Origin of the sequence: Tigheibacillus halophilus (genome assembly GCF_042683165.1) — a bacterium.
Classification (GTDB): Bacteria; Bacillota; Bacilli; order Bacillales; family Amphibacillaceae; genus Tigheibacillus; species Tigheibacillus halophilus.
The window spans coordinates 1-25,065 of sequence record NZ_JBHUIZ010000013.1 but is presented as its reverse complement, the minus strand read 5'-3'; the positions used below and the strand labels follow the sequence as shown (position 1 = coordinate 25,065).

The following is a 25,065-nucleotide window of genomic DNA, read 5'->3' as shown; positions in this document are numbered from 1 at the left end:
ATCCTCCTCGAATTGTTTTTTAGTTAGTTGTAGTAAATTCCACTTCTGATATTTTTTCACAAAGACTCATATAGACGTTCTCAATATCTTGAAAAGAAGGAAGTTTCCTGTTTGTCTTTATCCCATTTCCTGACAATGCATCCTTCACCAAAATTGGTATGGCGCCACGGAAAGCTTCTATATCTTGAATAAACTTCCGTAGTTCATTCCAAATCCCAAATTTTTCATTAAACTTTTCTACTATCTTAATGGATGACTCCGCTAACTCATCAGTACTTTTCTCAGGGTTGTCACCAAGGGCAACAGCTACATCCCTGTATTGGTCCTTGGCTGCCTCAAGTCCAAATTTCATGACAGCAGGCAATAAAACAGCTACGCTTAATCCGTGAGGTATATGAAAACGGTTACCCAGCGCCCGTCCTGCTGCATGAACCAGATTGGTTGAGGCATTAAAGAACGCTGTTCCAGCATAACAACTCGCCAGCAGCATCTTCTGCCTTTCTTCCAAATTAGACCCATCTTCATAAACTTTTGGAAGAGCCTCTCCTATCATTTGAATCGACTTTAATGCATAACCGTCTGTCAATATAGAGGAACGGGTAGATACATAAGCCTCGATAGCATGTGTCAACGCGTCCAACCCTGTAAATGCTGTAAAGTGTTTTGGAAGACTAACCGTCAATTCCGGATCCAAAATAGCAGCATCCGGAATCAAATCGGGATGGCCGGGGTTCATTTTAATGCCAGATTCAGGATTGGAAACCACCATGATTCCAGTTGCTTCTGACCCTGTTCCAGCAGTTGTTGGGATTGCAATTAAGGGCAGCCGATTCAGATGGGCTTGCTGCGCGATAACATTCCAGTCCATCATCGGGTTCAGTCCAAATAATGAAACACTTTTGGAAATATCAATTGCGCTTCCCCCGCCGATGGCAACTACGCTATCTGCGCCTGCTGTATCTAAAGCCTTCACAGCATCTTGAACGTGTGCAAGCGTCGGTTCCCCAGAAAATTCCGTAAATAACGTGTAATCTAAACCATCTTGTTGCAGAACCTCATGAACTTTTTTATGAAGGTTCAAAGGGGCACCTGCTAGGAATGCGTCCATTACAATCAATGGTTTGGTAGCGCCACACTTTAAAATCGCTTTTCCTAACTGATTGATACTTCCCACACCGACTTCTATCTGGTTGGGAAGGGACAATGTAGCCATACTATCTCTCCTCCTTTATTCACCAATAAAATGTGACCTAAGTAAATTCTCATCATAACAACAGGTAACTACCAGTTGTTTGAAATAATTAAAACACTTATTATTATAATTGTCAATACATTTATTATAATTCAATTCTTCAGTTGTGTAGCAATTTTAGATGTTTTTTTAAATTACCTGTACGTAATGATGTCCAGTTGCTAAATTAACAAGTTCATTTCTCCCTTGCACGCATCATTTCAATATTGAAAGTATACATATCTGATCTGAATATACTTTTCAAGAACTCGACAGATCTCCCCTCTGGGTCATAAATCGTACGTTCGCTAAGTAATACACTCGATGCTTCTGGAATTGACAAATTCTCGGCATCATGTTTTATCGCAGTCCCGCTCTTGATTGATTGCTTTGCTTTCCATAAGTTGATGCCCAGCTTATTTTCAAGCACATCGTATATGACTACCGAATTCAAATCATATTTTTCAAGCTCCTTACCTATTTCCACAGAATAAAAATGCTTCTCTATAGCAATAGGCAGATCATCAGCAAAGCGGAGTCTTTCAATGAGATAACATTTTTCCACTTCAAGTGCTTCTCCTATATTTCTTGGCGGAGACACAATACCCTGGAATAGCAATTTGGAACTGGGAGTCATTCCTGCATTTTCTATTGTTTCGGTGAAGCTTTTAAAAGCGCCAAGCCAATCCTGGACTGGTGTGCTGGAGATGAAAGTGCCTTTCCCATGGCTCTTTTCCAGGATTCCTTCGTTGACCAGCATTGAGACAGCCATCCTTACAGTGGTTCTGCTCACTGAAAAGCGATCCATCAATACTCGCTCACTAGGTATCTTTTTCTTATAGCATCCTTTCAAAATATCTTCTTTTAATTTCTTTTTCAATTGCGTATGTAATGGCTCCGGGCTATCGAAATTCAAACTCATTGGTACCCTCCTATTGGACACATGTCTCTATTACTTTAATTAAAGCAACTAATATTTGCATAGTCAATTATACATATGACATGTTTTTTGTCCCATCAAAATCTTTATCCATTTATTCAACCTTATAATAACACTTATTCAATTCATTGATTATTTATATAAATTTGATTCATTGTAAAATATCGAATTATTATATATGATAAATAACAAATAAAAATGGCTCGATACGACGCCATTTTTATTCAATCATTTTTATAGATTGTCCATTGCATGATTGATAGATTGCTAAAAATCGGCTGGAGCGAATACCATTTTGGGGGGATTAGGATGCAGATAAGTCTTGTAGACTTGGTTATATTATTAATTTATTTTTTAGTGGTTCTTTGGATCGGCTATTATACGATGAAAAAGATATCCAACTTCAGTGATTATTCCGTAGCAGGGCGAACAATGCCTTTTGCATTGATTTTCGCGACCATTGGAGCCACCTTAGCAGGCGGCGGAGCTACAGTAGGCAGAGTTTCCTTTGTCTATGATATCGGTATCGTTGTATTTCTTGCACTTCTGGGAGTGGTTATCAGCCAGGTGATTATCGGCTTCTTTATTGCTCCCCGTATCCGTGAAATGGAAAATGTCCACACCATCGGAGACATTATGGGGTTTTATTTTGGACACTCTGGAAGACTTGTTTCCAGTATATTTTCCTTCCTGTTCATGATTGGCATGTTTGGTGTGCAAGCATTAGCATTAGGAAGAATTTTGGAGCCGATTATCGGTTTGCCATTTCTTTGGCTCACATTGATTGGCGCCGTCATAACTATTGTGTATACCTGGGCAGGCGGGATGTTGGCTGTCGTTTATACAGATGCAATTCAATTCATATTGCTCGTGGGAGGCATTGCTACTGCAACCATGATCGGTGTCATTAAAATGGGCGGCATGTCAAACATCATTGATCAAGCAGCTTTAATAGATACTGATCATTTAGTTTTATTTGGCGGACCATGGACAGTGAGTATATTCATATCTACTTTTTTAACATTTTTATTAGGAGAAGCACTTGCCCCTCACTATATTCAAAGATACGCTGCATCCAAATCCTCCCGAATTACTGCTTGGAGCACAGTTTCTTTTGCGATTATGTATATATTTCTTACCATTGTAATCATGGTTATCGGGTTAATTGGTTTTGTAGTCTTCCCTAAAATGAATGGAGATTTGGTTTTCGTCAATTTTGTTTTGGAGTACTTGCCAATCGGAATCATCGGCCTGGTATTCGGAGCCTTAATCGCGGCTGTTATGTCAACTGGGAGTTCGATTCTGAATACTGCTGCCGTTATCTTCTCCAAAGATATTTACGGAGGTTTGATTAATAAAAATGCCGATGATAAGTCCATGCTAAACTGGGCACAATATGCGACTATTTTTGTTGGAATTGCGGGTGTCGGTGTTTCGCTATTTATCCCCAGTGTCATGGATTTGATGCTTTTTGGTTTTAAATTATGGGCGCCATCCATCCTCCCTCCAATGGTGATAGCCTTACTTTGGGGAGGTCCTGCAGAACGTAAAGTTTCCCCGCATGCAGCGGTTCCTGCGATAATTGCAGGCTTACTGGTAACAATTTTATGGTTGAATATATTGAAAGAGCCGTTTGGTATACCAGCCATTGTGGTGGGCATTATCACGAACCTGATTGTTTTTACCATTGTACACAAATTAACAATTCACCAAGTTAAGGAAGAGCTTACACTTTCAAAGGGGGCTGTAAAATGAGTGGCTGGGATCTCTTGGTCTACTTTTCGGTTGGCGTGTGCTACCTTTCAGCGTTAGTTGTAATAGGTGGATGGATTAAACACGCAAAAGACAACAAACAAGAATAAAAGAGATAAACACCGACAATATCATTCCAAGTCGTTTTACAAAAACCAATGAAAATGAAGGGAAAATAGTAGAATGAAAAAACATTACAGTGTCATCGTCGTTGGTGCAGGATCGATGGGAATGGCTGCTGGCTATTACTTAGGAAAAAAAGGAATAGACACATTATTAATAGATGCTTATGATCCACCACACAACATGGCGAGTCATCATGGGGAAACCAGACTGATCCGGCATGCTCCAGCTGAAGGAGAACAGTACGCCCCATTAGTACTTCGTGCGCAAGAACTATGGTTTGATCTGGAAAAAGCATCTAATCGCAAACTTTTTTATCCTACTGGCACGCTACTGGCCGGAGAGGAAAATGCCCCTTTTATAGCGGATACAATAAAAGTTGCGAAAAAATTCTCCTTGCCGATGGAAAGGTTGCAGCCTGCTGAAATAGAAAAAAGATGGCCTCAATTTTCCATCCCTGAAAACTATATAGGCTACTTAGAGCCTGATTCCGGTGTTCTACTAAACCAAGACATCATTCTGGCGTACAAGACATTGGCGAAAAGCCATCAAGTCGCCATCCAAACCAACTGTCCAGTTACAGAAATAATACCTTCAAACAGCGGCATTACTGTTAAAACACGGCAAAATACTTTCTACGCGGATAGAATCGCGATTTGTACCGGAGCATGGACAGGAAAAATTTTGAAAGATATCAGGCTGCCCTTGCAAACTGTTCGCAAAACCTTTGGTTGGTTTGAAACAAATGACGTTTCCTTTCAGCCGCCACTGCTTCCTTGCTTTTATTTTAACTGCAATCAACAGAAGTACTACGGTTTCCCAGATATAACTGGAAGTGGTGTGAAGGTCGGCAGGAATGATTCTGAAAAAGATGTTGATCCAGAAGATATGGTGCAAGACTTCGGCAAATATCCAAATGACCAAAAAGATCTTGTCACATTCGCTGAAAATTTTTTGCCACACGCTGCCCCTGCGTTCAGGAATGGGAAAGCATGTATGATCACGAAAGCACCAAATAAAAATTTCATATTAGACAAACATCCAGAGCATGACAATATTTTCATTGCAGCAGGTTTTTCCGGGCATGGATTTAAATATAGCAGTGCGATAGGTGAAATAATCAGTCAGCAAATCACCGAAAAAAAATCTGAACTGGATATTTCGGCTTTTTCGATTACTAATTGCTTATCAGCCGCAAACCACTAACCCTCTACTCATTGGAATAATCAAGCTGCTGCCGAGGGGTTAGAGACGACAATAACACCCGGTCTTTCAAGATGAGATTTTATCTACAACAAGTTGAATTTCTTTCCAACATTCACTATATTTATAGTAAGTAAAATAGAAAAAGAGGTTCTTGTATGACAAAGAAAATCTCCTCCGCAATGGATGTTGCAAAAAAAGCAAATGTCTCACAGTCCACCGTATCACGTGTATTTACACCCGGTGCAAGTGTATCCGAAAAAGCAAAAAGAAAAGTGCTGCAAGCTGCAGAGGAATTAGGGTATCGTCCGAACGCTCTTGCCAGAGGATTGATTACAAAAAAGACTGGTATGGTCGGTCTGGCCATGAAAGATATACAGAATCCTTTTTACCACGAAATTCTGGGGATGTTTTCTGAGAAACTTCGCAAAAGGGGTTATACGGTGTTATTTGTTTACACAGAAAACGAAGAAATCCAACAAGAAGAAATTAACCATTTTTTGGAATATAATGTCGAAGGTGTCATTGTTACAGACGCATTGCTTTCTTCTAAAGTCGTTACAAGATTACATGACAATAATATTCCGATCACATTGTTCAATCGATACGATAAACATCTTTCCTGTAACTCTGTCTATTGTGATAATATCCGAGCCTCAAAGGAAATAGCTTCCTATCTATATGCTCAAGGGTGCGAAGATATTGTTTTCATTACAGGAAAAATCAATACTTCTACCAGCCGGGACAGACAACTGGGGTTTACAAGCTATCTTAAAAATAAAGGAATTGATGCGGCTATTTTGGAAGGAGACTATACTTATGAAAAGTCTTATCATGTAACCAATGAATATATCAAAAATAACAGGATTCCTGATGCCATTTTTGGCGCCAATGATATCACGGCTCTAGGTGCGCTGGATGCATTAAAAAATAACCATATACAGGTGCCGCAAGAAACGATTGTTATTGGATTTGATGATATTAAAATGGCCTCGTGGCCAAGCCACGCGCTCTCTACATGGGCACAACCCATTGAACAAATGGTCAATGAAACTATCGATTTGATGCTATCTGAGATAAATAGGTCCAAACCGCGAAAGGTTACATTGAACGGGACTTTTATCCATCGGAAAACGACTCGGTAAAATTATTTCTTGACATTTGGAACCGTTTTCGGATAGTATTTACGTATAAAATCTATTTCTAATAGATTTTTATTTTTCACTCTTTTGCATACGTATGCAAAACTAAAGGAGAAGATCATGATGGCTGTTTATTTAAAACAAGGAAAAGAAGCAGAAGATATTCGTAATGAGGATGCCAAAGTTTCCGAGATTGTCCGTTCCACTATTGAAAAGATAGAAATGGAAGGCGATCAAGCAGTTAGAGAGTTGTCTCAAAAATTTGATAAATGGAATCCGGAAAGTTTTCGCTTATCAGCAGAACAAATCGATGCCATTTGTTCCAAGATTCCGGAACAAACTGCAAAAGATATCGCATTTGCACAGGATAATATTCGTAGATTCGCCCAGGAACAGCGAAACTCAATGAAGGACATAGAAGTTGAAACGATGCCGGGGGTCATTCTCGGACATAAGAATATTCCTGTGAACAGTGTCGGATGTTATATCCCCGGCGGCCGTTATCCTATGGTTGCATCTGCGCATATGAGTGTCCTGACCGCAAAGGTGGCTGGCGTAAAAAGAGTCATCGCCTGCACTCCACCAATCAATGGTGAAATTCCCGCTGCAACCGTTTACGCTATGCATCAGGCCGGAGCCGATGAAATTTATATTCTTGGTGGCATCCAAGCAATGGCTTCGATGGCAGTAGGTACAGAATCCATCGCCCCAGTCGACATGATTGTCGGTCCAGGAAATGCATTTGTAGCCGAGTCCAAGCGTCAGTTATTCGGCCGCGTCGGCATCGACTTACTGGCCGGTCCAACCGAAACACTTGTCGTAGCAGATGAAACTAGCGATCCTGAAATGATTGCAACTGACATTCTCGGACAAGGAGAACATGGACCAACTTCTCCAGGTGCATTAATCACCACCTCTAAAGAAATTGCTGATCAAACTTTAAAAGAGATAGAGAAACAGTTAAAAACGTTGCCTACAGCGGACGTTGCAAGCGTTTCATGGAAAGATTACGGGGTAATTATACTTGTCGATAATGAAGAAGAGGCTGTTAAAGAGGCTGACAAAATGGCATTTGAACATGTAGAGATTCTGACTAAAAATCCGGATTACTTTTTGGATAATATGACCAATTACGGTTGCCTGTTTTTAGGACCGGAGACAAATGTAGCGTACGGAGATAAGGTCATCGGAACAAATCATACACTGCCTACCAAAGGTGCCGCAAGATATACAGGCGGGTTATGGGTAGGCAAATTCCTTAAAACAGTAACCTATCAGAAGGTAACTTCGGGAGAAACGAGTGCCCATATTGGAGAATATGCCGCGAGGCTCTCCAAGCTGGAAAATTTCGCTGGCCACGCCGAACAAGCATTACTGCGGGTACGCAAGTATGGAAATAAGGTATAAAATTCTTTTTGGAGGTATAAGATGCTTGAGAATGACATGATAGATCACTTTTTAAACGACCTTTCTACTGAAAAAATTGACAAACAATACTTGCAAAGTAATGGCTGGGATAAAGTTGACCGTGAAGAATTGGCTCGATATTTTGTAGCGTTACGCAAACACTTCAATGCAATGAAAAAAGTCATACAATTTTTAAGTGGAAGTATGATACTTTTACAAAGTTCTTATACAGCAAAAGAGGAAATCTATCGATCAGTCTCTTTCGCTAAGAACTTGTTAAGTGAAACCAAGGAAGCTATTTTACACATTTCTATTCCTAAACCCCTTCTTCAACATTATCATGAAATGTGTAAATCGATGGTGTGCATTGAAAGAGCGTATGCTGAATTGCAATTGGAAGAGAGAATCTACTACTTACAAGAGGCTGAAATAAAAAAATTACTCATACATGTCAAATATGCAAATAACTACTTAAAAAAAGCTTCCAGTTTTCAAATGGGTCTGGAAATGATCGACTTGAACTCAGGGTGCGGATGTACGCATTAATACTTTCTGCAAAAAAATAATCGCTTCATCATTAAAGGGAGGTTAATCAATTGAACGACTATTCAATCTGGGTGTTGGAATACGCCTATGTAGCGAACTATCATAAAGGCGGAGTTGTTTACGGGGACCATAATGAAGGGCATTTAAAACTACCTTATTGTTATGTGCTAATTAAGGGAAATGGTCATAATATACTTGTTGACGTCGGCTTTAATAATAAGGATTATGGAAAAGTCCTTGCTGACCGATTCGGCGTTGAAAACTGGCAAAGCCCAAAAACAGTTCTAAAAGAAGTCGATGTAAAACCTGAAGACATAGATACAGTATTTGTAACACACGCTCACTTTGATCATTTCGGTAACATAGAAGACTTTCCAAACGCTACTTTTTATATGCAGGAAAAGGAAATATCTAAATGGATGTGGGCAATGGCATTACCTGATCAATTTAATTGGCTATTAGGTGCACTTGATCCAAGTGATATTATTAAAGGGGCTGAGTTGGCGAAAGATGGACGATTAAAATTAATAGATGGTGACCAGGAAAATGTACTGCAAGATATTGATGTATTTGCAGCCTTCGATACACACACTTTTGGTTCTCAATTCGTTCGTGTAAATAATGGCGACAACGACTCTTGGATACTGGCAGGTGATCTGGCTTATGTATTCGACAATGTTGAGGGCCGTAATGGTGATGGTGTTTACTTACCAGTTGGATTAGCTTCTGGGAGCCAAACCAACCTTCTGCTGAGTACCGATCGAATGATGAATCTTGTTGGAAGAGATCCACAAAGAATCATTCCCATCCATGAACAAAGGTTGGTAGACAGGTTTCCTTCAAGAATATCAGACAAAGGATTGCATGTAGTGGAAATAACCCTAGCGGATAATGATACCAGTAAAGTTTAACTCCAAAAAGGAATTTTATTTGCACCGAGCTTGAATTATGCGCACTGTTCATCTTATGCAATTCAGTTAGCCTAAAGATATTTTTAGCCAAAATGTGTCAATGCAGTAAATGTTATAAGTCATAAAACATTCCCCTTGTCCAGTAAAGCAAGGGGAATATTTTTCAAAGTAAGATATTCTAACTCTCTGTGCTAACGACAATCACCTGGTGAATTGTTTCCTCATGCTTCATCGTCTATATCCTTTTTTCCAAGATAATGCATTAGATTGACAATTCAATGTCGAATTCAGCCTGAATCCCATACTGGGAACTTTCCTTGAAAGTGATCCAAGGCATCAAAAATATCAAAAATGCTGTACTACACTTTGGCGGAATAGAGTATTAGCCTTAGGAAAGTAATAGTGTTCGGATTAGAGCACCTTACTCAAAAATGTCTTTGTTCTTTCATTTTTAGGATGATTAAACACTTCATCAGGCTTTCCTTCTTCCAACAGTAATCCTTGATCCATAAACAGGACACGGTCGCCCATTTCCTTGGCAAAACCCATTTCATGTGTGACTACGACCATTGTCATTCCTTCATAGGCGAGCTGCTTCATGACATCCAGCACTTCTTTGACCATTTCCGGGTCCAGCGCTGAAGTCGGTTCATCAAACAACATGATTCTCGGCTGCATCGCCAATGCTCTGGCAATCGCCACTCGCTGCATTTGGCCACCCGATAATTGCTCCGGATAAGCATTTGCTTTATCAACAAGTCCCACTTTTTCAAGAAGCCGGAGGGCCAAAGCTTCCGCTTCCTTTGCAGTCATATTTTTCACTTTTCTCGGTGAAACAGTAATATTATCAAGCACTTTCATATGGGGAAACAGATTGAACTGCTGGAAAACCATCCCCACTTCTTTTCGTATATCATTAATATTCGTCCGCGGATCATTCACCTTGACACCATCGATAAACACTGAGCCGGCAGTAATGTTCTCCAGCAAGTTGATGCAACGCAAAAAGGTGCTTTTCCCCGAACCGCTGGGACCAATGACACAAATGATCTCTTTCTCCTTTATTTCATAATCAATCCCTTTCAGTACTTCCAATTCACCAAATGATTTATGCAAGCCTTCAATCTTAATCATCAAAACACCCCATCCTATGCCGAACGCCCAAATGGACGGCCGATCGAAAATATACGTCTTTTACCAGACGGGATATAGCTATTGCTAAAACGTTTTTCAACGTATGAAATAATTTTTGTAAATAAAAACGTCAACACTAAATACAAAATGGCAACAGTGATATATGGCTCCCAAAACCGTGAGTATGCTCCGGCAATAACCTTGCCCGCGTAAAGCAAATCATTAGCTGCAATGACGGTTACCAGTGATGAATCTTTCAATAAAGCGATCAATTCATTTCCAAGCGGCGGTACCATTCGGCGAAAGGCCTGCGGCAAAATGATTGTTTTCATTGCCATACCACTTGGCATACCCAAGGAGCGTGCCGCCTCCATTTGTCCTTTCTCAATCGACTGAATGCCCGCCCGAATGATTTCCGCGTTATAAGCACCGCAATTGAGCATGAGTGCAGCTGCGCCTGAGATAAAATAGCCAAGCGAATGTCCAAAAATGGTGGGAATGACAGCCAGGTGAATCAGTAATATTTGTACAAGCAATGGTGTACCCCTGAAAAAATCAACGTAGTATTTGCATGGGTAATAGAGCCATTTACGTTTTGAAAGTTTCCCCATCCCCAGGAATAGTCCCAAAACGATGCCTCCGATGTAACCTGCAGCTGTTAAACCAAGCGTCACCCATAATCCACGAACAAATAGTTCTTTATAATCCCAGATCATATCCAATCGCATATTGAGTGTAAGAGGATCCATCCCGTCTTCCTCCAATTCATGTAAGCGCAATCATTTTTGATTAAAATTTTCATTCAACTTCGAAGCCGGTGATTTTCTCCAATACCCCATTGTCTTTAATCTTCTGAATTCCTTTGTTCAAATTATCTACCAGTGCCTTATTTCCTTTTTTCACCATTAGACCATAATATTCCTTTTCAAAGCTGTCGTCTTCAATTACTTTAAGTGACTTGTTTGGATTATTTTTCTGATAGTCATTCACAACTGAATTGTCCCCTACAGCAGCATCGGCATTGCCATTGAGCATTTCATCGATGGCCAGCGGCATTGTTTCTGCTGCAACGATTTTAGAACTTGTTTTTCCAAGCAACTCCTTTGTCACGATGTGTCCCGTTGTATTGATCTGTACGGAGACACGTTTATCTTTTAAATCCTGAAACTTTTCCACACGGGAATCATCGGGTACAAGGATCACTTGCTTGGCAACGTAATATGGATCTGTAAAATCATGTTCTTGTTTCCGCTCATCTGTTATCGTAATGGATGAAACTGCCAGATCGACCTCTCCATTACTTACTGCCGGAAACAGCGGCTCCCAGCCATAGTTTTTAAATTCTACTTCAACGCCTATTTCCTTAGCAATTGCTTTGACGATATCGATATCAGTGCCAACAATATTTTGTTTCTTATCCATGTACTCCATTGGCGCGTATGTAGCATCGGTCCCAACGACAAGTTTTTCTTTTGCAGCATTGGAATCTTTGCCACTTGCTGCTTTGCCTTTCGTATCTCCTGCCCCGCAGCCCAGCATAACCAAAGCTAAACTTACAAAAAGCAATCCGGCCACCCAAAAACGTGCAGCTTTTTTCATCCCCAACCCTTCCCCCTTTGATAAAGAAATTTTCCTTTGGTCTAATAGTTATCTGATACTTAAGATGATTAAGATAATTATAAACTAGTAAACAGGCGGATGCAATGATTATTTTTGGGATGTCTGGGCAGTGCACCTACTGTCAGAAAACGGCTGGTATCTCTGTTCTGTAAATAGAAAAAAGCCCTGCGAAGAACATATACTTCACAGAGCTTTCCAATCAGCGAGACATTTGCCCCGCCCTCATGTATGCTTACAATATATGACACCATTCAGTTTGCTAACAAGTAATAATCTCCCAGTTATCACTTCTCTGGTGCTAATTCAATCGCCTGACGAAGTGCTTCCAGCATGCTGCGTTCATCTACGATACCTTTTCCTGCAATATCGAACGCAGTGCCGTGATCCACACTTGTACGAATGATTGGCAATCCGACTGTTATATTTACACCGGCCTCCAGACCGAGTACTTTGATTGGACCATGTCCTTGGTCATGATACATGGCAACCACAATGTCGAAGTCACCTCGTTGGGCACGGAAGAATAAAGTATCGGCAGGAAGCGGGCCTTCGACATTTACTCCTTCTTTTTGTGCACGTTCAATGGCTGGAATGATTTTTTCTTCTTCTTCCCCATAACCGAATAAACCATTTTCTCCCGCATGGGGATTGATACCGCACACACCGATTTTCGGTTGTTTGATACCTGATTTCGAAAGTGTCTCGTGGGCAAGACGAATGACATTATACACTCTTTCAGGTTCAATCATATTAATCGCGTCAATTAAGCCGACATGCGTGGTAACATGGATGACCTTCAATTTTGGTGAAGACAACATCATAGAGAATTCCTTCGTGCCAGTCAGTTCAGCAAGGATTTCCGTGTGACCAGGATAACGGTGGCCGCCTTTATGCAAAGCTTCCTTATTCAATGGGGCTGTGCAAATAGCATCTATCTTTCCTTCATTGGCCAGCTCGATCGCTGTTTTTAAATATTGGAAAGCAGCATCTCCAGCTTTTGCAGAGACTTCACCGAAAGCAAGGTCTGCTGGCAGCAAGTCCAAGTCAAAGCAAACAATTTCTCCGAAAGTTGTATCATTCAGATTCGCATGCTCATCAATTTTTTTGATGACAATATCAGCATTTATAATTTTCGCAGCCCGCTCCAGCATTTTTGCATCGCCAATAACGACAGGATGAGACTGTTCATACACATGCTCACTTTGCAGGCTTTTTATGATGATTTCAGGGCCCACCCCTGCTGCGTCTCCCATTGTAATACCGATAACTGGTTTCTTATTCATTGCTGTCCGCTCCTTTCATTTCTTGCATAGCTTGATAAATGGAATTTTCTTTTCCGAATGCTCCCGCCTTTGTCACGACAATAAATTCTTTCTCCGTACCAATAAGCTTTGCGAGCGGGATGCCCGCTTCGACTTGTTTTATCAAATGGAAACCAAAGCCGCCTAAACAACGGGTCGTATCTTTTGCTGTGTCTCCTCCGATCAGCATCAATCCAGTCAGTTTCTCGTTTTGTTTGGCAGTGTCCGCGACCATTTTGCCCAGAGCACTAGATACATATTCCCCTATTTCGTTGCTTGATAATCCAAGTTCTTTCCCTGCAAGCGAAACTTCTTTCCTTATTTTCTCATCCGAAGGAACATAAAGTATCACGTCTTTTCCTTTCGCGAATGCGTCTAAACAGCTGTCTACATACTTTTTGCTGATTTGATCCCACCTGCTGGAAAAGATCTCCTTCGTGTCCACTTCTACATGACAAACATCAGCCTGCGCTTTAGCAAAATTCACTTGCTTCTGGGTAATGGCTGATAAACTGCCGCACACTGCCATGACTTGCTCTGTAGCGTGAAATGCTTCCTTCTGTTTAACGTTTGCGATACCCAATATTTCTGGCAATACTTCAGCTAAGCCTGCGGATCCAGCCCAGATGACATCATCGGTTATAGCCAGGATTTTCTCAGCAGCCATTTTTAAATCTGCTTGCGTAGTTGCATCACAAACCAGAAAATGGATGCCTTTATCCAGGAACCCATCAAGCATCATTTTAAATGCCGCTTGATCTTTTTGGAAATCAGCTTGCCTCAACAACCCAGCATTTTGACCAATTTCATTTTCAATCATTCGTGGAATAAAAGATTCCACTACAGGGTGTTTTGGATCGCGAGCCGCTTCCGTCTCCGCCAATGCTTTCCCATTCACATAATGAATACCATCAACAGTCGTTCTTCCCAGCTCGGGAAAAGCAGGAGCTACGACCACAAAGGAAGGCTGAAACACCTCATATACAGCCTGCAACTCCGTTCCAATGTGTCCGCGTAATGTGGAATCCATTTTTTTGTATATATGAGGATATCCCATATCTTTTAAAAATTGTGCCGCTTCTTTCGTCACATCGAATGCCTGCCCTTTAGACAGTGCACGGGAATTGGTGTCCATAACAATACCGCTATGCAATAATTCTTTCTGACGCGGTAAGTCAAAAAATACCGATGTGCTGATACCCTTTTCTGCCAGTCCGACTCCGCTGTCATTTGCGCCAGTCAAGTCGTCTGCAATGATGCCAAGTTTTCTCTCCATGTCAATCCCTCTTTATTACAAACTTGCTTTTGAAGTATTTTCAGATGATTCCTCTACAATATAATCATCAGGCACCTTGATGCCCTTCTTTTCCAGCCGTTTAGCCAAAAATCCGATATAAAACGGCAGCAGTACAGCAGTCGTCACAACTGAGGCTGCTACTTGTACAGTTGCCAACTCCACGTTTGCGGCAAAAGAACTGCTTGCAGCTGCAATAGCAGCGGGTGTTGCAACAGCGTTTCCAGCAGTCGACCCTTCCGAAGCACCAGCAATCGGATTCCATTTGAAAGCCTTGAATACAAAGTATCCAGCAGTTCCTGTAACAAACACAGTCAACAAACCTAGAATAACGCCGGCCATGCCGCCATTAATGATACTTCCGAAATCGATTCCCATACCTAATGCGAAGGCAAAGAACGGGATCAGCATCGAACTTCCCTTATCCAGGAAATCTCTCATTTCTTCATCCAGGTTTCCTAATACCATTCCGACAGCAATTGGAAGTAAAACTGAAACAAACGAAACGATGCTAAACATACCATTGACAAATCCCATCGCTCCAAATATTGCCAACGCAACCATCGTGAAGAAAGGACCATCATTTAGAGCCAATAAAGAATACGCAGCCCTGTCTGTCTTATCGCCATACTGACCAACCAAAGCAACATACAAACCGCCGTTACTGTTCGTCATCGCGGCGATAATTGCAATCGGCGCCAATCCAAGCCATAAACCGTCGGAATCGGCAAACATATATGCGATCAATCCTACAAGTGCACCAACTACCCATTTTGTTGCGAGTAATGTACCACCTTTACCCAAACTGACCCCTACATTTCGCAGGTTGATTTGGGCACCTGTACATAATAGGAACAATGCGATAATCGTACTTGCTCCATCTACAAATAGTGCTTGGGTGAAGTTACCAATTCGCAGCAAATTTGGTGCAAACGTATTCAATACTGCTGCTATTAGTAAAGGTACAACCATCATACCCCCTGGTACTTTGTCTAAAAATGCTTTAATTCTCATTGTAAATCCCCCTCCGAAACATACAAATGTATTATAATGAAACACAAATATTTTTTTAAGCGGTTTCACCAATTAATCATACACAGAAACGACATAAATTGCAACATATTTTTTATTTTAAATGACAAAAATGATCATATTTATTTACGCATGTTTAATTTCGCAACAAAAAAAGAGCCTCTATGAAAGGCTCTACGCATCGACCACTGTCTTATTCATTCAATTTTCTCCAAAGAGTAGACCGGTTAATGCCAAGTCTTCTTGCTGCTTTTGACTGGTTGTTTCCTTCTTCTTCCATCACCCGGTGGATTATTTCTCTTTCCATTTCTTTTAACGTGCCAGATAACGGAATTCCTCCCCAGTCTTCCTCTTCCTGCTTCATGCTTGCGAGAATATCTTCTACCTGCGGCAATTCTATATAATAACCTTTACTCCATATACTCAATTCCCGAATCACTTTTTTTAATTGTGTGATATTGCCGCTCCATTCACCGCGCAGAAGAAATTCCATAGCATCCGGCTTTACACCCAATGTCTCATTTCCATTTTCAGTATGAAACTCCGTAAGAAAATAATTGACAAATCCTGGTATGTCCTCTTTCCTCCGGCGCAGAGGCAGCGTGTGGATAGTGTAATATATAATTTTCGGATAGAGCAGCTCGCTGATTTGCTGCTGTTTTGAGAAAGCACCCAATGGGGTACACGTCAATGAAAAAATTTGCAATCTTGTCCGATTTAGCATTTCCGCCAGCGTCCCTTGTACAGCAAGCGGCAATTCGTCCACATCTCTTAAGATGATACTCCCCTCTTTTATCCTAAGGAGCTGAGATTCCCAATCTTTAATCTCCGCAGATGTAACAGCACTGCATTCAATCGTGATCAGTGGAGCGGTAGCATTATATTTTTCCACATGTACTTCCCTTGCAATGGTTTGTTTTCCTGTTCCTTTTTCCCCAATGATGCAAATTGGCCTGTTTCCTTGAGCGAATGTTGGCAGGCTGTCTCGCAGTCTCATTGCATAATTGCTCTCGCCGACGATCGGCACCCTGCTCCACTCATTTTCAATATGAATGGCACCTTCTTTTTTCTTCAATGCCAGTGGGTGAATGATTAAACCGACAGTTTTTGCCGCGTCATTCGCCAAAAACATTTGCATGATGTAACGTTTTTTACGGTAGCAATACTCTAGCCACTGAACTTTCCCATGATCCCTGACCTGCTGAATAGCTTCTATACATGTTTCCTCTTTCAATAAACCCTCGTCCGGAATCTCCTCAAGGAAAGTAGGATTTTTATCAATGATTTCATTGCGATGATTGAGCAAAACAACAGGGAACGGAATGGAACGGTATATTTCTTGTAAGGTTTGAAATTGGTTTTTCACATGATGAAAAACCTTGCAAATCCTTTTTCCTTCTTCGACTGCATCCATCAATGCCTCCTTGCCGGATGTGATGAGGACTCCGCGCAATCCTAACCGTTCGGCAACCTGTACTGTGATAGTATCACCAATCACCACGTCGTAGCCTTGGGATTTTAATTGCGTGAGTTGACCGCTAACCTCACCCCCGCTCTTGATTGTCACGACATTGACATCATAATCCAGTATGTTGCACAGTGTAGCGGCCCCTCGGGTGATATTTTCAAATCCGACAAGAGCCACTCCGCTTTTAATCTCACGAATGAGTGTAAAAACACGCAGCATATCATAACCATTTATATCAATATGTACAACTGGAATGGAGACATTTTCTTGAATGAGACTGGCAGTTCCGCCCCGGCTAATGATAATATCGTATCCTTTTGATTCAGCCAGTTGGGCAATTTCCACACCCTTTTGCAAGTTTGCTATTTCTATATCTAGTTTGACATCTTCTGGTACATCCAATTTTTCTGCTGTTTTCGCTAAGCCTGAATACGGCGCTATCAATAAAGCTTTTACCATGTCAATCCCTCATTTGTTGCATATTTCAACAGTTTCATTATCGCATAGATCGAGGAAATTGTCATTTTCTCCGTGGAACTTACGTATCTACATGCAACGCTACGTTCCGATTGGGAGAATACATTTGTCTTGTGCCTTCTGCTGTTATTTTTTCGAAAAATAGAACCATTCCGCTATGGCAACTTAATTCACAGCCTCCATACTACTTACTATTGTCGTTTCGATGAATAATCTTGATTAATTCCTCTGTTTTTTCATTTCTTTCCCTGTCCATATTCAGTTTTGCCGCCATAAACTGTATTATCTTCACCACAAAAATAAATTCCAAAAACAATAACCATCAAGTAAAGAACAATGGGTAAAAAAGTTAAAAAGTAAACATTACATCGCCGCTCATGTATTCCATCTCCTTTTTGCATTGAAAAAATTAAGAAACAAGCCATCAATCTTTGCTTTGCCCTAACCCTTACACATTATGGTGCAAAATCCATTTGACCGGTAAACAATAATAAAATCACGATGAACCAAAAGATAAAAAGGGACAATGAAAGAATTAAAGATATTGCAGGAATTATATTTTTCTCCGTTTTCTTCTTTAATGAGATAATAGATAATAGGAGACCAATACATGTGATGGCAAATGTGATATAATCTCCTATTAAATTCCCAACATTAGCTATTTGTGTCGGTGTTACAAAAACGGTAAAAAAACAAACAATACCTACTGTCAGAGAAAGAAAACTAATCAGCCCGTGTTTCCTTGCCACATTCTGATCTCTTTTCAAATAAAAACCCCCTTTTAAAATTGACTTATTGAACAATAAAACCCTTATACCCTCCCGGCAAGACCTCTTAGACATAGCGTCAGTTGGTGAGAAGCCCAACATTCATAAACATCTCGTTTTAGTCCTTATCGAAATCCTCGTATGGTTGAAATGTCTCCTGATCATTTTTAGGGTCCTCATTCTTTTTGATAAGTTTGCCGACCACAGATTCATTAATGCCTTCCCTGACTGCTACTAATATGATTCTATAAAGTATAAAAAGCCCGACGATCCAAAGAATTATAAAGACAATAGAACCCACTCTGACTCCCCCAATAAGTTCCTTATATTTGTTTCAAATCCATCATTCCTTTTTTCTTAACCATAATGGGCTCCGTTGCGGCTAAAATACAGCAACAACGACAGACCTTTACTATAGCACGTTGGATGAAAACTATGACTCCTTTAGCGGGATTCATGGAAAATGAATTTTAAGGTTCACTTATTCCCATTGCTAATAACAGAAAAAAACAAAACCCTGAGGTGATTCCATTCCCTATTACGCCAATCATGAATCGCATCCATCGTTTAGAGATGAACCAGGCAGAATCATAAAAAGGGACATCGCAGTGCTAAGAAGTTCGCAACACACTTCCGCTTACCACCATGCCTTCAAATAATTAGTTATGTATGAATTATATTCCAATTATCAGAGTAACATAAAGACATTCAATTCACAATAATGAAAAATAGTGGCATTCAATCTGTCTGGGAAAAACTTGCTTGTTCATTCTTCCCTCCACACTCACTATGAAAATGATAAAATATGAAAAGGATGGAGGAGAGAATAATGAAAAAGCCTGTTATTTTAATTTTGACGAAAGAATTTTCAGTATACACCACTTTCCAGGAAACAATAAGAGAAATATTCGGGCAAAATGTGGAATTAGTGAGCAATCATTTTCCACCAGTAGACATGGACAAAGTGGACTTGATCCTTGCCTCCGGTTCAAGAAACGCCCATTTGGAATTTCTGGATCTGACACAATATGATGTGCCCTTCATTAAAGCGAATCGGTCCATCGACTTCAACAAATTGGAAAAGCTTCTCGATCTGCCTAAAAAAACAAAATGCTTGCTTGTCAGCAATGAAGTGAATATCGCAAGAGAATCTGTATCTTTACTTAACCGGCTTGGCTTTGATTATCTTGAAATCATCCCGTTTTCCCCTGATATGGAAATCACCCCTGCATTTCACGGATTTGATATTGCCATTACACATGGCCTCTCGGGCCTTGTCCCAGCAGGGATTAAAAAAACAATCGACCTAGGAGACCGCAGCTTAGACCTGTCCACGATTTTTGAAATATCAACGGCACTGGATCTGTTTATGGATAAGACTCATCTATTCACGACAGAATATTTTCGTAACTTTGTTCGCATAGGAAGAAAATTAGCAATATCCGTCCAAAATGAGAAGTTTTTAAACAAGCAATTAGAGACAGTGCTAGATGCAGTGCATGAAGGAATTATATCGATAGACGCCAATGGTATAATTACCGTTTTTAACGAAGATGCAATTCAGATCTTGGGCGTGAAGCAGGAAAATATCATCGGCAAGCATTTTTCGGAAATTGTAAGAGACCTGCATATTGAAGAAGTAATGGGCCGAACGAAAGAAATACCACGTCAGGTCATTCAAATTCAAGGGTTGCAAATTCTTATCACCAAAACACCAATTGTCGTTGATCAAATCTTTAGCGGGGCTGTCATCACATTCCAGGATGTGTCACATGTCATGCGGATGGAACAAGAAATCAGAAGGAAAAAAATTGATTCAGGCATGCACACCAGATACACTTTCGATGATATTGTCGGAAAAAGCAATGCAATTGAACAAACGAAAGCAATCGCGAAAAAACTTGCTCGGAGCGAATACACCATCCTCATTCATGGGGAAAGCGGTACGGGAAAAGAAATATTTGCACAAGCAATACATGAATATTCATCTAGAAAACAAGGTCCATTTGTTGCCGTGAATTTTGCCGGGATTACGCAGTCACTAGCAGAAAGCGAGCTTTTCGGCTACGATGACGGCGCCTTTACCGGTGCCAGGCGAGGTGGAAAAGCCGGTTTATTCGAATTAGCACAAAACGGGACCATTTTTCTCGATGAAATTGGCGATGCCCCGCCAAATATTCAAGCAGCGATTTTGCGAGTCCTTCAGGAAAGACAAGTCATGCGTGTTGGAAGCAGCAAAGTCACCCCGGTAAATGTACGCGTCATTGCAGCGACGAATAGAGATCTGCAGCAAATGATGTCTGAAGGTACATTCAGGGAGGATTTATTTTATCGGCTTAACCAGTTACCGCTGGAAGTACTTCCTTTAAGAGAAAGAGTAGAAGATATCAATACGCTCATGGATTATTTTCTGGATGAAAGAAATATAGAGATGAGATTTTCTCCAGAGCTGCGGAATAAGCTGTTTGATTACCATTGGCCGGGTAATATTCGAGAATTAGAGGCTATGATCCGGTACTTGACTGTTGCAGCGGATGGTGTAGAAGCGGACCTGGAGCATCTCCCACCTCAAATGAAAAAGGATTTGATTCCGAATCAGCAAGCAGAGTTGACCGTCCAAATGTTAAGAGCGCAAGGTGACTCACATATCTATCGAAGCATACTAGAGATATTGAGGCTGTACCAGCAGCAAAAATCTGGTATCGGGCGAGGCGTATTACTATCTATGATGGATAAGGAAGTTTCAGAGGCACAGCTTCGCACGAAATTAGAAACACTTCGTCAATGCGGTTGCATTTCTGTCGGAGTCAAAAAACAAGGAACAAAAATTACAAAACTGGGCTTACAAGTATTCTTCCAATTATAATTTTAGGCTAATATTTAGGTTACATGCAACCTAAATATTAATCAATATAGATGTTAATATAGCGCCTCTCAGCCAGATGAGAGGCGCTTTTATTTGGCATTGTTTTTGCATATAGATTCCTGCATACGAAATGTATTTCGTATAAATGAAGTTTTTTGAAAAGATAAAAAACACAACAGGAGGCAAATTCTTACATGATTACACTCATCAAAAACGGAGAAGTTTACACCCCACAGTATATTGGACCGACATCCATCCTTTTAATAGGAGAGAAAATAGTGAAATTGGGACATATCGACGAGAATGCATTACAAAGTCTCGGATTGGAAGTCAATATTATCGATGCCTCAGGATGTTTGGTCACACCAGGTTTTATTGATCCGCATGTACATTTAACGGGTGGTGGCGGCGAAGGAGGTTTTGCTACCAGAACGCCCGAAATACAGCTAAGCGAAATCGTTAAATCGGGAATTACGACGGTTGTAGGGTTGCTAGGCACAGATGGTACAACCAGGCATATGACTTCGCTGCTTGCCAAAGCACGGGGGTTGGAAGAAGAAGGAATCACAGCATATATTTATTCAGGAAATTATCATGTCCCAACCCCGACAATAACCTCCTGTGTAAAAGATGACATTATCTTGATTGACAAGGTTATCGGGGCTGGAGAAATTGCCATATCTGATTCGCGGGGTGCTCAGCCATCCGTACATGAATTAGCAAAATTATGTGCCGAAACCAGGATTGGCGGTTTGCTAAGCAATAAAGCCGGGGTCACCCATTTCCATGTTGGCCCAGGAAAAGAATATCTATCATTATTGCACCGTATCCTGGACGATTACGAGGTTCCGGCAAATAAATTGTATGCGACACATATTACGAGAAGCAAGGAATTGGTCGATGATGCTATCGCATTATCCAATAGAGGAGCATTCGTAGATATTACGGCAGATGAAGAAACCGGACAATGGGTGAAATATTTTAAAGAAAACGGTGGTGACATGGAGCAGTTGACCATTTCCTCTGATGGGAACGGCAGTCTGCCTAAATTCAATGAAGAAGGCAGACTGATCGGCTTCGGAGTAGCCAGCCCGCAAACATTGTTTCAGCAAGTCATTGCGGCTGTTAAAGAAAATGGTCTTCCACTGGAAGATGTATTGCCTTTGGTTACAAGCAACACAGCTGCCGCACTCACTTTTGCCCATAAGGGAAGGCTGTGCAAAGACGCAGATGCAGATGTACTCATCCTGAATCGTGAAACGTTAGGATTAGAACATGTATTTGCGAAAGGCAGACACATGCTCCAAGCCAAGCAAATCATCGTTAAGGGCACATTCGAATCATAACAGCATAGGTTTTTAAAAGATTAAAAAGAATAGGTGGGCGATTTATGAAAAGGCAACCAACATTATTAGAAGCGTTTTTACCAATAATAGTCATGCTTTTACTCCTCGCGATCGGGTATGGTGTATACGGATTCAGCCCAGAGCCGTTATTGATCCTTGCATCCATCTTTGCTGGAATGATTGCCTTGCGCGTCGGTGTAAATTGGGAAGGCATGATGAAAGGGATCCGCGAAAAAATTGACACGGCTATGCCAGCCATATTAATTCTCATTTCTATCGGTATTTTAATCGGTACCTGGATGGTAGCCGGCACCATTCCTATGATGATCTACTATGGGCTAGAGATAATCAATCCAAAATTCATCGTGGTGATCGCTTTTATTGTATCTGCGATCATCTCCATTGTAACAGGTACATCTTGGGGCTCTGCTGGAACAGTTGGGGTGGCACTTATGGGTATTGCGACTGGATTGGGTGCTTCTTTGCCAGCAACTGCCGGTGCTGTCGTGGCCGGAGCATATTTCGGGGACAAAATTTCCCCGCTGTCTGACACAACCAATCTGGCTCCGATCGCAGCCGGAAGTCAATTATATGAGCACATCAAGCATATGTTTTACACGACGATTCCAGCAGCCATTATTTGTTTGATTGTTTACACGATTGCCGGGTTCAATTTATCGGGTGGGACTGCATCGACACCAGAACAAATGACACAAATGATGCAGACGCTGACGGAAATGTTCGATTGGAATATATTACTGTTGCTCCCGCCAGCAATCATTCTCTACGGATCTATACGGAAGAAACCAACACTGCCAGTCATTATTCTCTCTTCAGCAGTGGCAGCCATTCTTGCCAAGTTCATCCAAGGCATTTCGTTGTCCAACATATTCGCTTCCACGGTGACAGGCTTTGATACATCCATGGTGCACAAGGCAGGATTTGATTCCACTAAGGTCATGGAAGAAGTTACAAGACTGGTCAACCAAGGCGGCATGCAATCTATGACGAGTGTCATTCTTATTGCTTTTGCTGCTTTCATTTTTGCAGGTATCATCACCAAAGCAGGCATACTGCAGGTCATCATCAATGCCTTGTTAAAAATTGTAAAGAGAACAGGAGACCTTATTTTATCCACAGTCCTTTCCTGCATTACTATGGCATTGGTGACAGGTAATTCCTACCTTTCTATCATTGTTCCTGGTGAGGTCTTTAAGGATACGTATAAAGCGAAAAAGCTTCATGCCAAAAACCTGTCCAGGACCTTGGAAGATTCGGGAACTGTCGTCGTGCCGCTCATCCCATGGTCATCAGCAGGTGTTTATATGGCAGGCACACTAGGAGTATCCACGTTGAGCTATGCTCCATGGGCAATTTTGTGTTACGTCGGGTTTATCATTGCAATCATTCTAGGTTATACAGGGATCGGTATTGCGAAAATAGATGGAGATTCCAATCAGGCGGAGAACGATGATGCAGCGAAGGTAATATACAAATAGAACATTGAAGGTACCGACTCACGAAAGCTAGCGTAGAAAACTAACTTTCATGATCGGTACCTTCTTTGAATGCTTCCTTTTCCCTCAGCAATCTGAAGAACAAACAGAACATTTTTTAGGAACTAAGTCTAGGTATCACCTCTGCCATCGCTCGTTTAAACTTCGTTGCAAAAATAGCACTTCATCTGCGAGATTTTCTAATCTCTTTGCAACTCTTTCATTTATGATTTCTTCCCCTTCCAAACTGAAGCAATCATTTTGAACGAACACATTTCCCGTTGGCACCAGCCCTTTCAAATATGAAAGTACAGGTTTAAGCTGGTATTCCGTCACCAAAAAGTGTTTCTCCGACCAACCGGTTGCTACGATACCCGTGACTTTGTATTTAAATGCGTTCTCCGGAAAATGGTCCAGCAGATTTTTCAATACTCCCGGAATAGATGCCTGATAAATAGGTGCCCCAAACACCAGACAGTCTGCAGCCATGATTTTGTCTGCCACCATCCAAGTGTCATCATCAAAATATGCAAGTGGAGACCCGTCAGCGAAAGATATGTCATAATCCTTTAAATCGATCAATTCTGTCTCTATTGATGTGTCCAGCCTCTTAGCGGCTGCCAGCACATCATACACCGCTTGGGATGTCTTATTCCCTGCGCGTGTTCCTGATACACCAACCAACTTCAAATCTGATCCCTCCAAATCGTCCTTCCATGATTTTAATTGTAAGAGAAAAACGAAGGGAAATCTAATTATCGACATAATTCATAAAAAAGGTGATTTTGTTTTACGATCAAATGCCATCCAAAAATTAAGCAAAAGCTTGGGTAACATAGCATGCCAGCCATGTCTGGTAAAAATGAATTCGCAGGCTAAAAGAGCCGGAGCATTATGGAGGGACAGCTGTTTAAACGCAATTGCAGCACTTTTTTTCCTCTGTTATTGTCGATAGAGCGTCTGTCATAACAATTGCAATGCTTTTTTTCCTTAGTTATTGTCGATAGAT

Annotated in this window: 21 protein-coding genes; 9 read left to right on the top strand and 12 right to left on the bottom strand. The window is 41.0% G+C overall.

The features are described from left to right. Positions 1–19: 19 nt before the first annotated feature. Together ACFSMW_RS13580 and ACFSMW_RS13575 are read right to left on the bottom strand one after the other, a co-directional pair. Positions 20–1,213: an iron-containing alcohol dehydrogenase gene (locus ACFSMW_RS13580; protein WP_390356491.1), complete on the bottom strand. Its 1,194-nt coding sequence runs from the start codon at positions 1,211–1,213 to the stop codon at positions 20–22. A gap of 214 nt (positions 1,214–1,427) precedes the next feature. Further along, positions 1,428–2,153, bottom strand: coding sequence for a GntR family transcriptional regulator (locus tag ACFSMW_RS13575; protein WP_390356489.1), 726 nt, complete (start codon positions 2,151–2,153; stop codon positions 1,428–1,430). 327 nt (positions 2,154–2,480) lie between these two features. On the opposite strand from ACFSMW_RS13575, the gene ACFSMW_RS13570 reads away from it, so the two are divergent. The 6 genes from ACFSMW_RS13570 (at position 2,481) to ACFSMW_RS13545 (ending at position 9,255) form a co-directional block, all read left to right on the top strand. Continuing rightward, positions 2,481–3,926, top strand: coding sequence for a sodium:solute symporter family protein (locus ACFSMW_RS13570; protein ID WP_390356487.1), 1,446 nt, complete (start codon positions 2,481–2,483; stop codon positions 3,924–3,926). A 180-nt stretch (positions 3,927–4,106) separates the two neighbouring features. Beyond that, complete coding sequence (solA, locus tag ACFSMW_RS13565) at positions 4,107–5,252, top strand: N-methyl-L-tryptophan oxidase (RefSeq protein WP_390356485.1); 1,146 nt, start codon at positions 4,107–4,109, stop codon at positions 5,250–5,252. 155 nt (positions 5,253–5,407) lie between these two features. Then, positions 5,408–6,394, top strand: coding sequence for a LacI family DNA-binding transcriptional regulator (locus tag ACFSMW_RS13560; protein ID WP_390356483.1), 987 nt, complete (start codon positions 5,408–5,410; stop codon positions 6,392–6,394). Positions 6,395–6,514: 120 nt separating this feature from the next. Continuing rightward, on the top strand, positions 6,515–7,798 hold the full coding sequence (gene hisD, locus ACFSMW_RS13555; protein WP_390356801.1) for a histidinol dehydrogenase: 1,284 nt from the start codon (positions 6,515–6,517) through the stop codon (positions 7,796–7,798). A 21-nt stretch (positions 7,799–7,819) separates the two neighbouring features. Continuing rightward, positions 7,820–8,344, top strand: a complete 525-nt coding sequence (locus ACFSMW_RS13550) for a hypothetical protein (RefSeq protein ID WP_390356481.1) — start codon at positions 7,820–7,822, stop codon at positions 8,342–8,344. Positions 8,345–8,394: 50 nt separating this feature from the next. After that, a complete protein-coding gene (locus tag ACFSMW_RS13545; RefSeq protein WP_390356479.1) occupies positions 8,395–9,255 on the top strand; it encodes an N-acyl homoserine lactonase family protein in 861 nt (286 codons plus the stop codon). A 411-nt stretch (positions 9,256–9,666) separates the two neighbouring features. On the opposite strand, the gene ACFSMW_RS13540 is transcribed toward ACFSMW_RS13545, so the two are convergent. The 9 genes from ACFSMW_RS13540 to ACFSMW_RS13500 form a co-directional block, all read right to left on the bottom strand. Continuing rightward, positions 9,667–10,389: an amino acid ABC transporter ATP-binding protein gene (locus tag ACFSMW_RS13540; protein WP_390356477.1), complete on the bottom strand. Its 723-nt coding sequence runs from the start codon at positions 10,387–10,389 to the stop codon at positions 9,667–9,669. Positions 10,390–10,403: 14 nt separating this feature from the next. Continuing rightward, on the bottom strand, positions 10,404–11,138 hold the full coding sequence (locus ACFSMW_RS13535; protein WP_390356475.1) for an amino acid ABC transporter permease: 735 nt from the start codon (positions 11,136–11,138) through the stop codon (positions 10,404–10,406). 49 nt (positions 11,139–11,187) lie between these two features. Then, positions 11,188–11,988 carry a basic amino acid ABC transporter substrate-binding protein gene (locus tag ACFSMW_RS13530; RefSeq protein ID WP_390356473.1) on the bottom strand — a complete coding sequence of 267 codons (801 nt, stop codon included), beginning with the start codon at positions 11,986–11,988 and terminating at the stop codon, positions 11,188–11,190. Between the two features lie 305 nt (positions 11,989–12,293). Continuing rightward, positions 12,294–13,292: a 4-hydroxythreonine-4-phosphate dehydrogenase PdxA gene (gene pdxA, locus ACFSMW_RS13525; RefSeq protein ID WP_390356471.1), complete on the bottom strand. Its 999-nt coding sequence runs from the start codon at positions 13,290–13,292 to the stop codon at positions 12,294–12,296. Further along, complete coding sequence (locus ACFSMW_RS13520) at positions 13,285–14,586, bottom strand: four-carbon acid sugar kinase family protein (protein WP_390356469.1); 1,302 nt, start codon at positions 14,584–14,586, stop codon at positions 13,285–13,287. Before ACFSMW_RS13520 ends, pdxA begins: the two co-directional genes overlap by 8 nt. Before the next feature lie 15 nt (positions 14,587–14,601). Next, positions 14,602–15,618 carry a 2-keto-3-deoxygluconate permease gene (locus ACFSMW_RS13515; protein ID WP_390356467.1) on the bottom strand — a complete coding sequence of 339 codons (1,017 nt, stop codon included), beginning with the start codon at positions 15,616–15,618 and terminating at the stop codon, positions 14,602–14,604. Between the two features lie 211 nt (positions 15,619–15,829). Further along, the gene (locus ACFSMW_RS13510) at positions 15,830–17,563 is read right to left on the bottom strand and encodes a sigma-54-dependent transcriptional regulator (RefSeq protein ID WP_390356465.1); all 1,734 of its coding nucleotides are present in this window, start codon (positions 17,561–17,563) and stop codon (positions 15,830–15,832) included. Positions 17,564–18,036: 473 nt separating this feature from the next. Then, positions 18,037–18,348 (bottom strand): hypothetical protein, encoded by a 312-nt coding sequence (locus ACFSMW_RS13505; RefSeq protein ID WP_390356463.1) that lies wholly within the window; start codon positions 18,346–18,348, stop codon positions 18,037–18,039. Positions 18,349–18,466: 118 nt separating this feature from the next. Further along, a complete protein-coding gene (locus tag ACFSMW_RS13500) occupies positions 18,467–18,649 on the bottom strand; it encodes a hypothetical protein (protein WP_390356461.1) in 183 nt (60 codons plus the stop codon). Between the two features lie 528 nt (positions 18,650–19,177). Here ACFSMW_RS13500 and ACFSMW_RS13495 point away from each other — a divergent pair. The 3 genes from ACFSMW_RS13495 (at position 19,178) to nhaC (ending at position 24,059) form a co-directional block, all read left to right on the top strand. Then, positions 19,178–21,214: a sigma-54 interaction domain-containing protein gene (locus ACFSMW_RS13495; RefSeq protein WP_390356460.1), complete on the top strand. Its 2,037-nt coding sequence runs from the start codon at positions 19,178–19,180 to the stop codon at positions 21,212–21,214. Positions 21,215–21,408: 194 nt separating this feature from the next. Further along, complete coding sequence (gene iadA / locus ACFSMW_RS13490; protein WP_390356458.1) at positions 21,409–22,560, top strand: beta-aspartyl-peptidase; 1,152 nt, start codon at positions 21,409–21,411, stop codon at positions 22,558–22,560. 44 nt (positions 22,561–22,604) lie between these two features. Next, complete coding sequence (gene nhaC, locus ACFSMW_RS13485) at positions 22,605–24,059, top strand: Na+/H+ antiporter NhaC (RefSeq protein WP_390356456.1); 1,455 nt, start codon at positions 22,605–22,607, stop codon at positions 24,057–24,059. Positions 24,060–24,194: 135 nt separating this feature from the next. Here the strand turns inward: nhaC and ACFSMW_RS13480 are convergent, their stop codons facing one another. Beyond that, positions 24,195–24,746 (bottom strand): NADPH-dependent FMN reductase, encoded by a 552-nt coding sequence (locus ACFSMW_RS13480; protein WP_390356454.1) that lies wholly within the window; start codon positions 24,744–24,746, stop codon positions 24,195–24,197. Between the last annotated feature and the right edge of the window lie 319 nt (positions 24,747–25,065).

What these genes read in the sequence shown, in the direction of transcription:
- ACFSMW_RS13580 (WP_390356491.1), bottom strand. Translation starts at nt 1,213, where the DNA reads ATGGCTACATTGTCCCTTCCCAACCAGATAGAAGTCGGTGTGGGAAGT.
- ACFSMW_RS13575 (WP_390356489.1), bottom strand. Translation starts at nt 2,153, where the DNA reads ATGAGTTTGAATTTCGATAGCCCGGAGCCATTACATACGCAATTGAAA.
- ACFSMW_RS13570 (WP_390356487.1), top strand. Translation starts at nt 2,481, where the DNA reads ATGCAGATAAGTCTTGTAGACTTGGTTATATTATTAATTTATTTTTTA.
- solA (WP_390356485.1), top strand. Translation starts at nt 4,107, where the DNA reads ATGAAAAAACATTACAGTGTCATCGTCGTTGGTGCAGGATCGATGGGA.
- ACFSMW_RS13560 (WP_390356483.1), top strand. Translation starts at nt 5,408, where the DNA reads ATGACAAAGAAAATCTCCTCCGCAATGGATGTTGCAAAAAAAGCAAAT.
- hisD (WP_390356801.1), top strand. Translation starts at nt 6,515, where the DNA reads ATGGCTGTTTATTTAAAACAAGGAAAAGAAGCAGAAGATATTCGTAAT.
- ACFSMW_RS13550 (WP_390356481.1), top strand. Translation starts at nt 7,820, where the DNA reads ATGCTTGAGAATGACATGATAGATCACTTTTTAAACGACCTTTCTACT.
- ACFSMW_RS13540 (WP_390356477.1), bottom strand. Translation starts at nt 10,389, where the DNA reads ATGATTAAGATTGAAGGCTTGCATAAATCATTTGGTGAATTGGAAGTA.
- ACFSMW_RS13535 (WP_390356475.1), bottom strand. Translation starts at nt 11,138, where the DNA reads ATGGATCCTCTTACACTCAATATGCGATTGGATATGATCTGGGATTAT.
- ACFSMW_RS13530 (WP_390356473.1), bottom strand. Translation starts at nt 11,988, where the DNA reads ATGAAAAAAGCTGCACGTTTTTGGGTGGCCGGATTGCTTTTTGTAAGT.
- pdxA (WP_390356471.1), bottom strand. Translation starts at nt 13,292, where the DNA reads ATGAATAAGAAACCAGTTATCGGTATTACAATGGGAGACGCAGCAGGG.
- ACFSMW_RS13520 (WP_390356469.1), bottom strand. Translation starts at nt 14,586, where the DNA reads ATGGAGAGAAAACTTGGCATCATTGCAGACGACTTGACTGGCGCAAAT.
- ACFSMW_RS13515 (WP_390356467.1), bottom strand. Translation starts at nt 15,618, where the DNA reads ATGAGAATTAAAGCATTTTTAGACAAAGTACCAGGGGGTATGATGGTT.
- ACFSMW_RS13510 (WP_390356465.1), bottom strand. Translation starts at nt 17,563, where the DNA reads ATGGTAAAAGCTTTATTGATAGCGCCGTATTCAGGCTTAGCGAAAACA.
- ACFSMW_RS13495 (WP_390356460.1), top strand. Translation starts at nt 19,178, where the DNA reads ATGAAAAAGCCTGTTATTTTAATTTTGACGAAAGAATTTTCAGTATAC.
- iadA (WP_390356458.1), top strand. Translation starts at nt 21,409, where the DNA reads ATGATTACACTCATCAAAAACGGAGAAGTTTACACCCCACAGTATATT.
- nhaC (WP_390356456.1), top strand. Translation starts at nt 22,605, where the DNA reads ATGAAAAGGCAACCAACATTATTAGAAGCGTTTTTACCAATAATAGTC.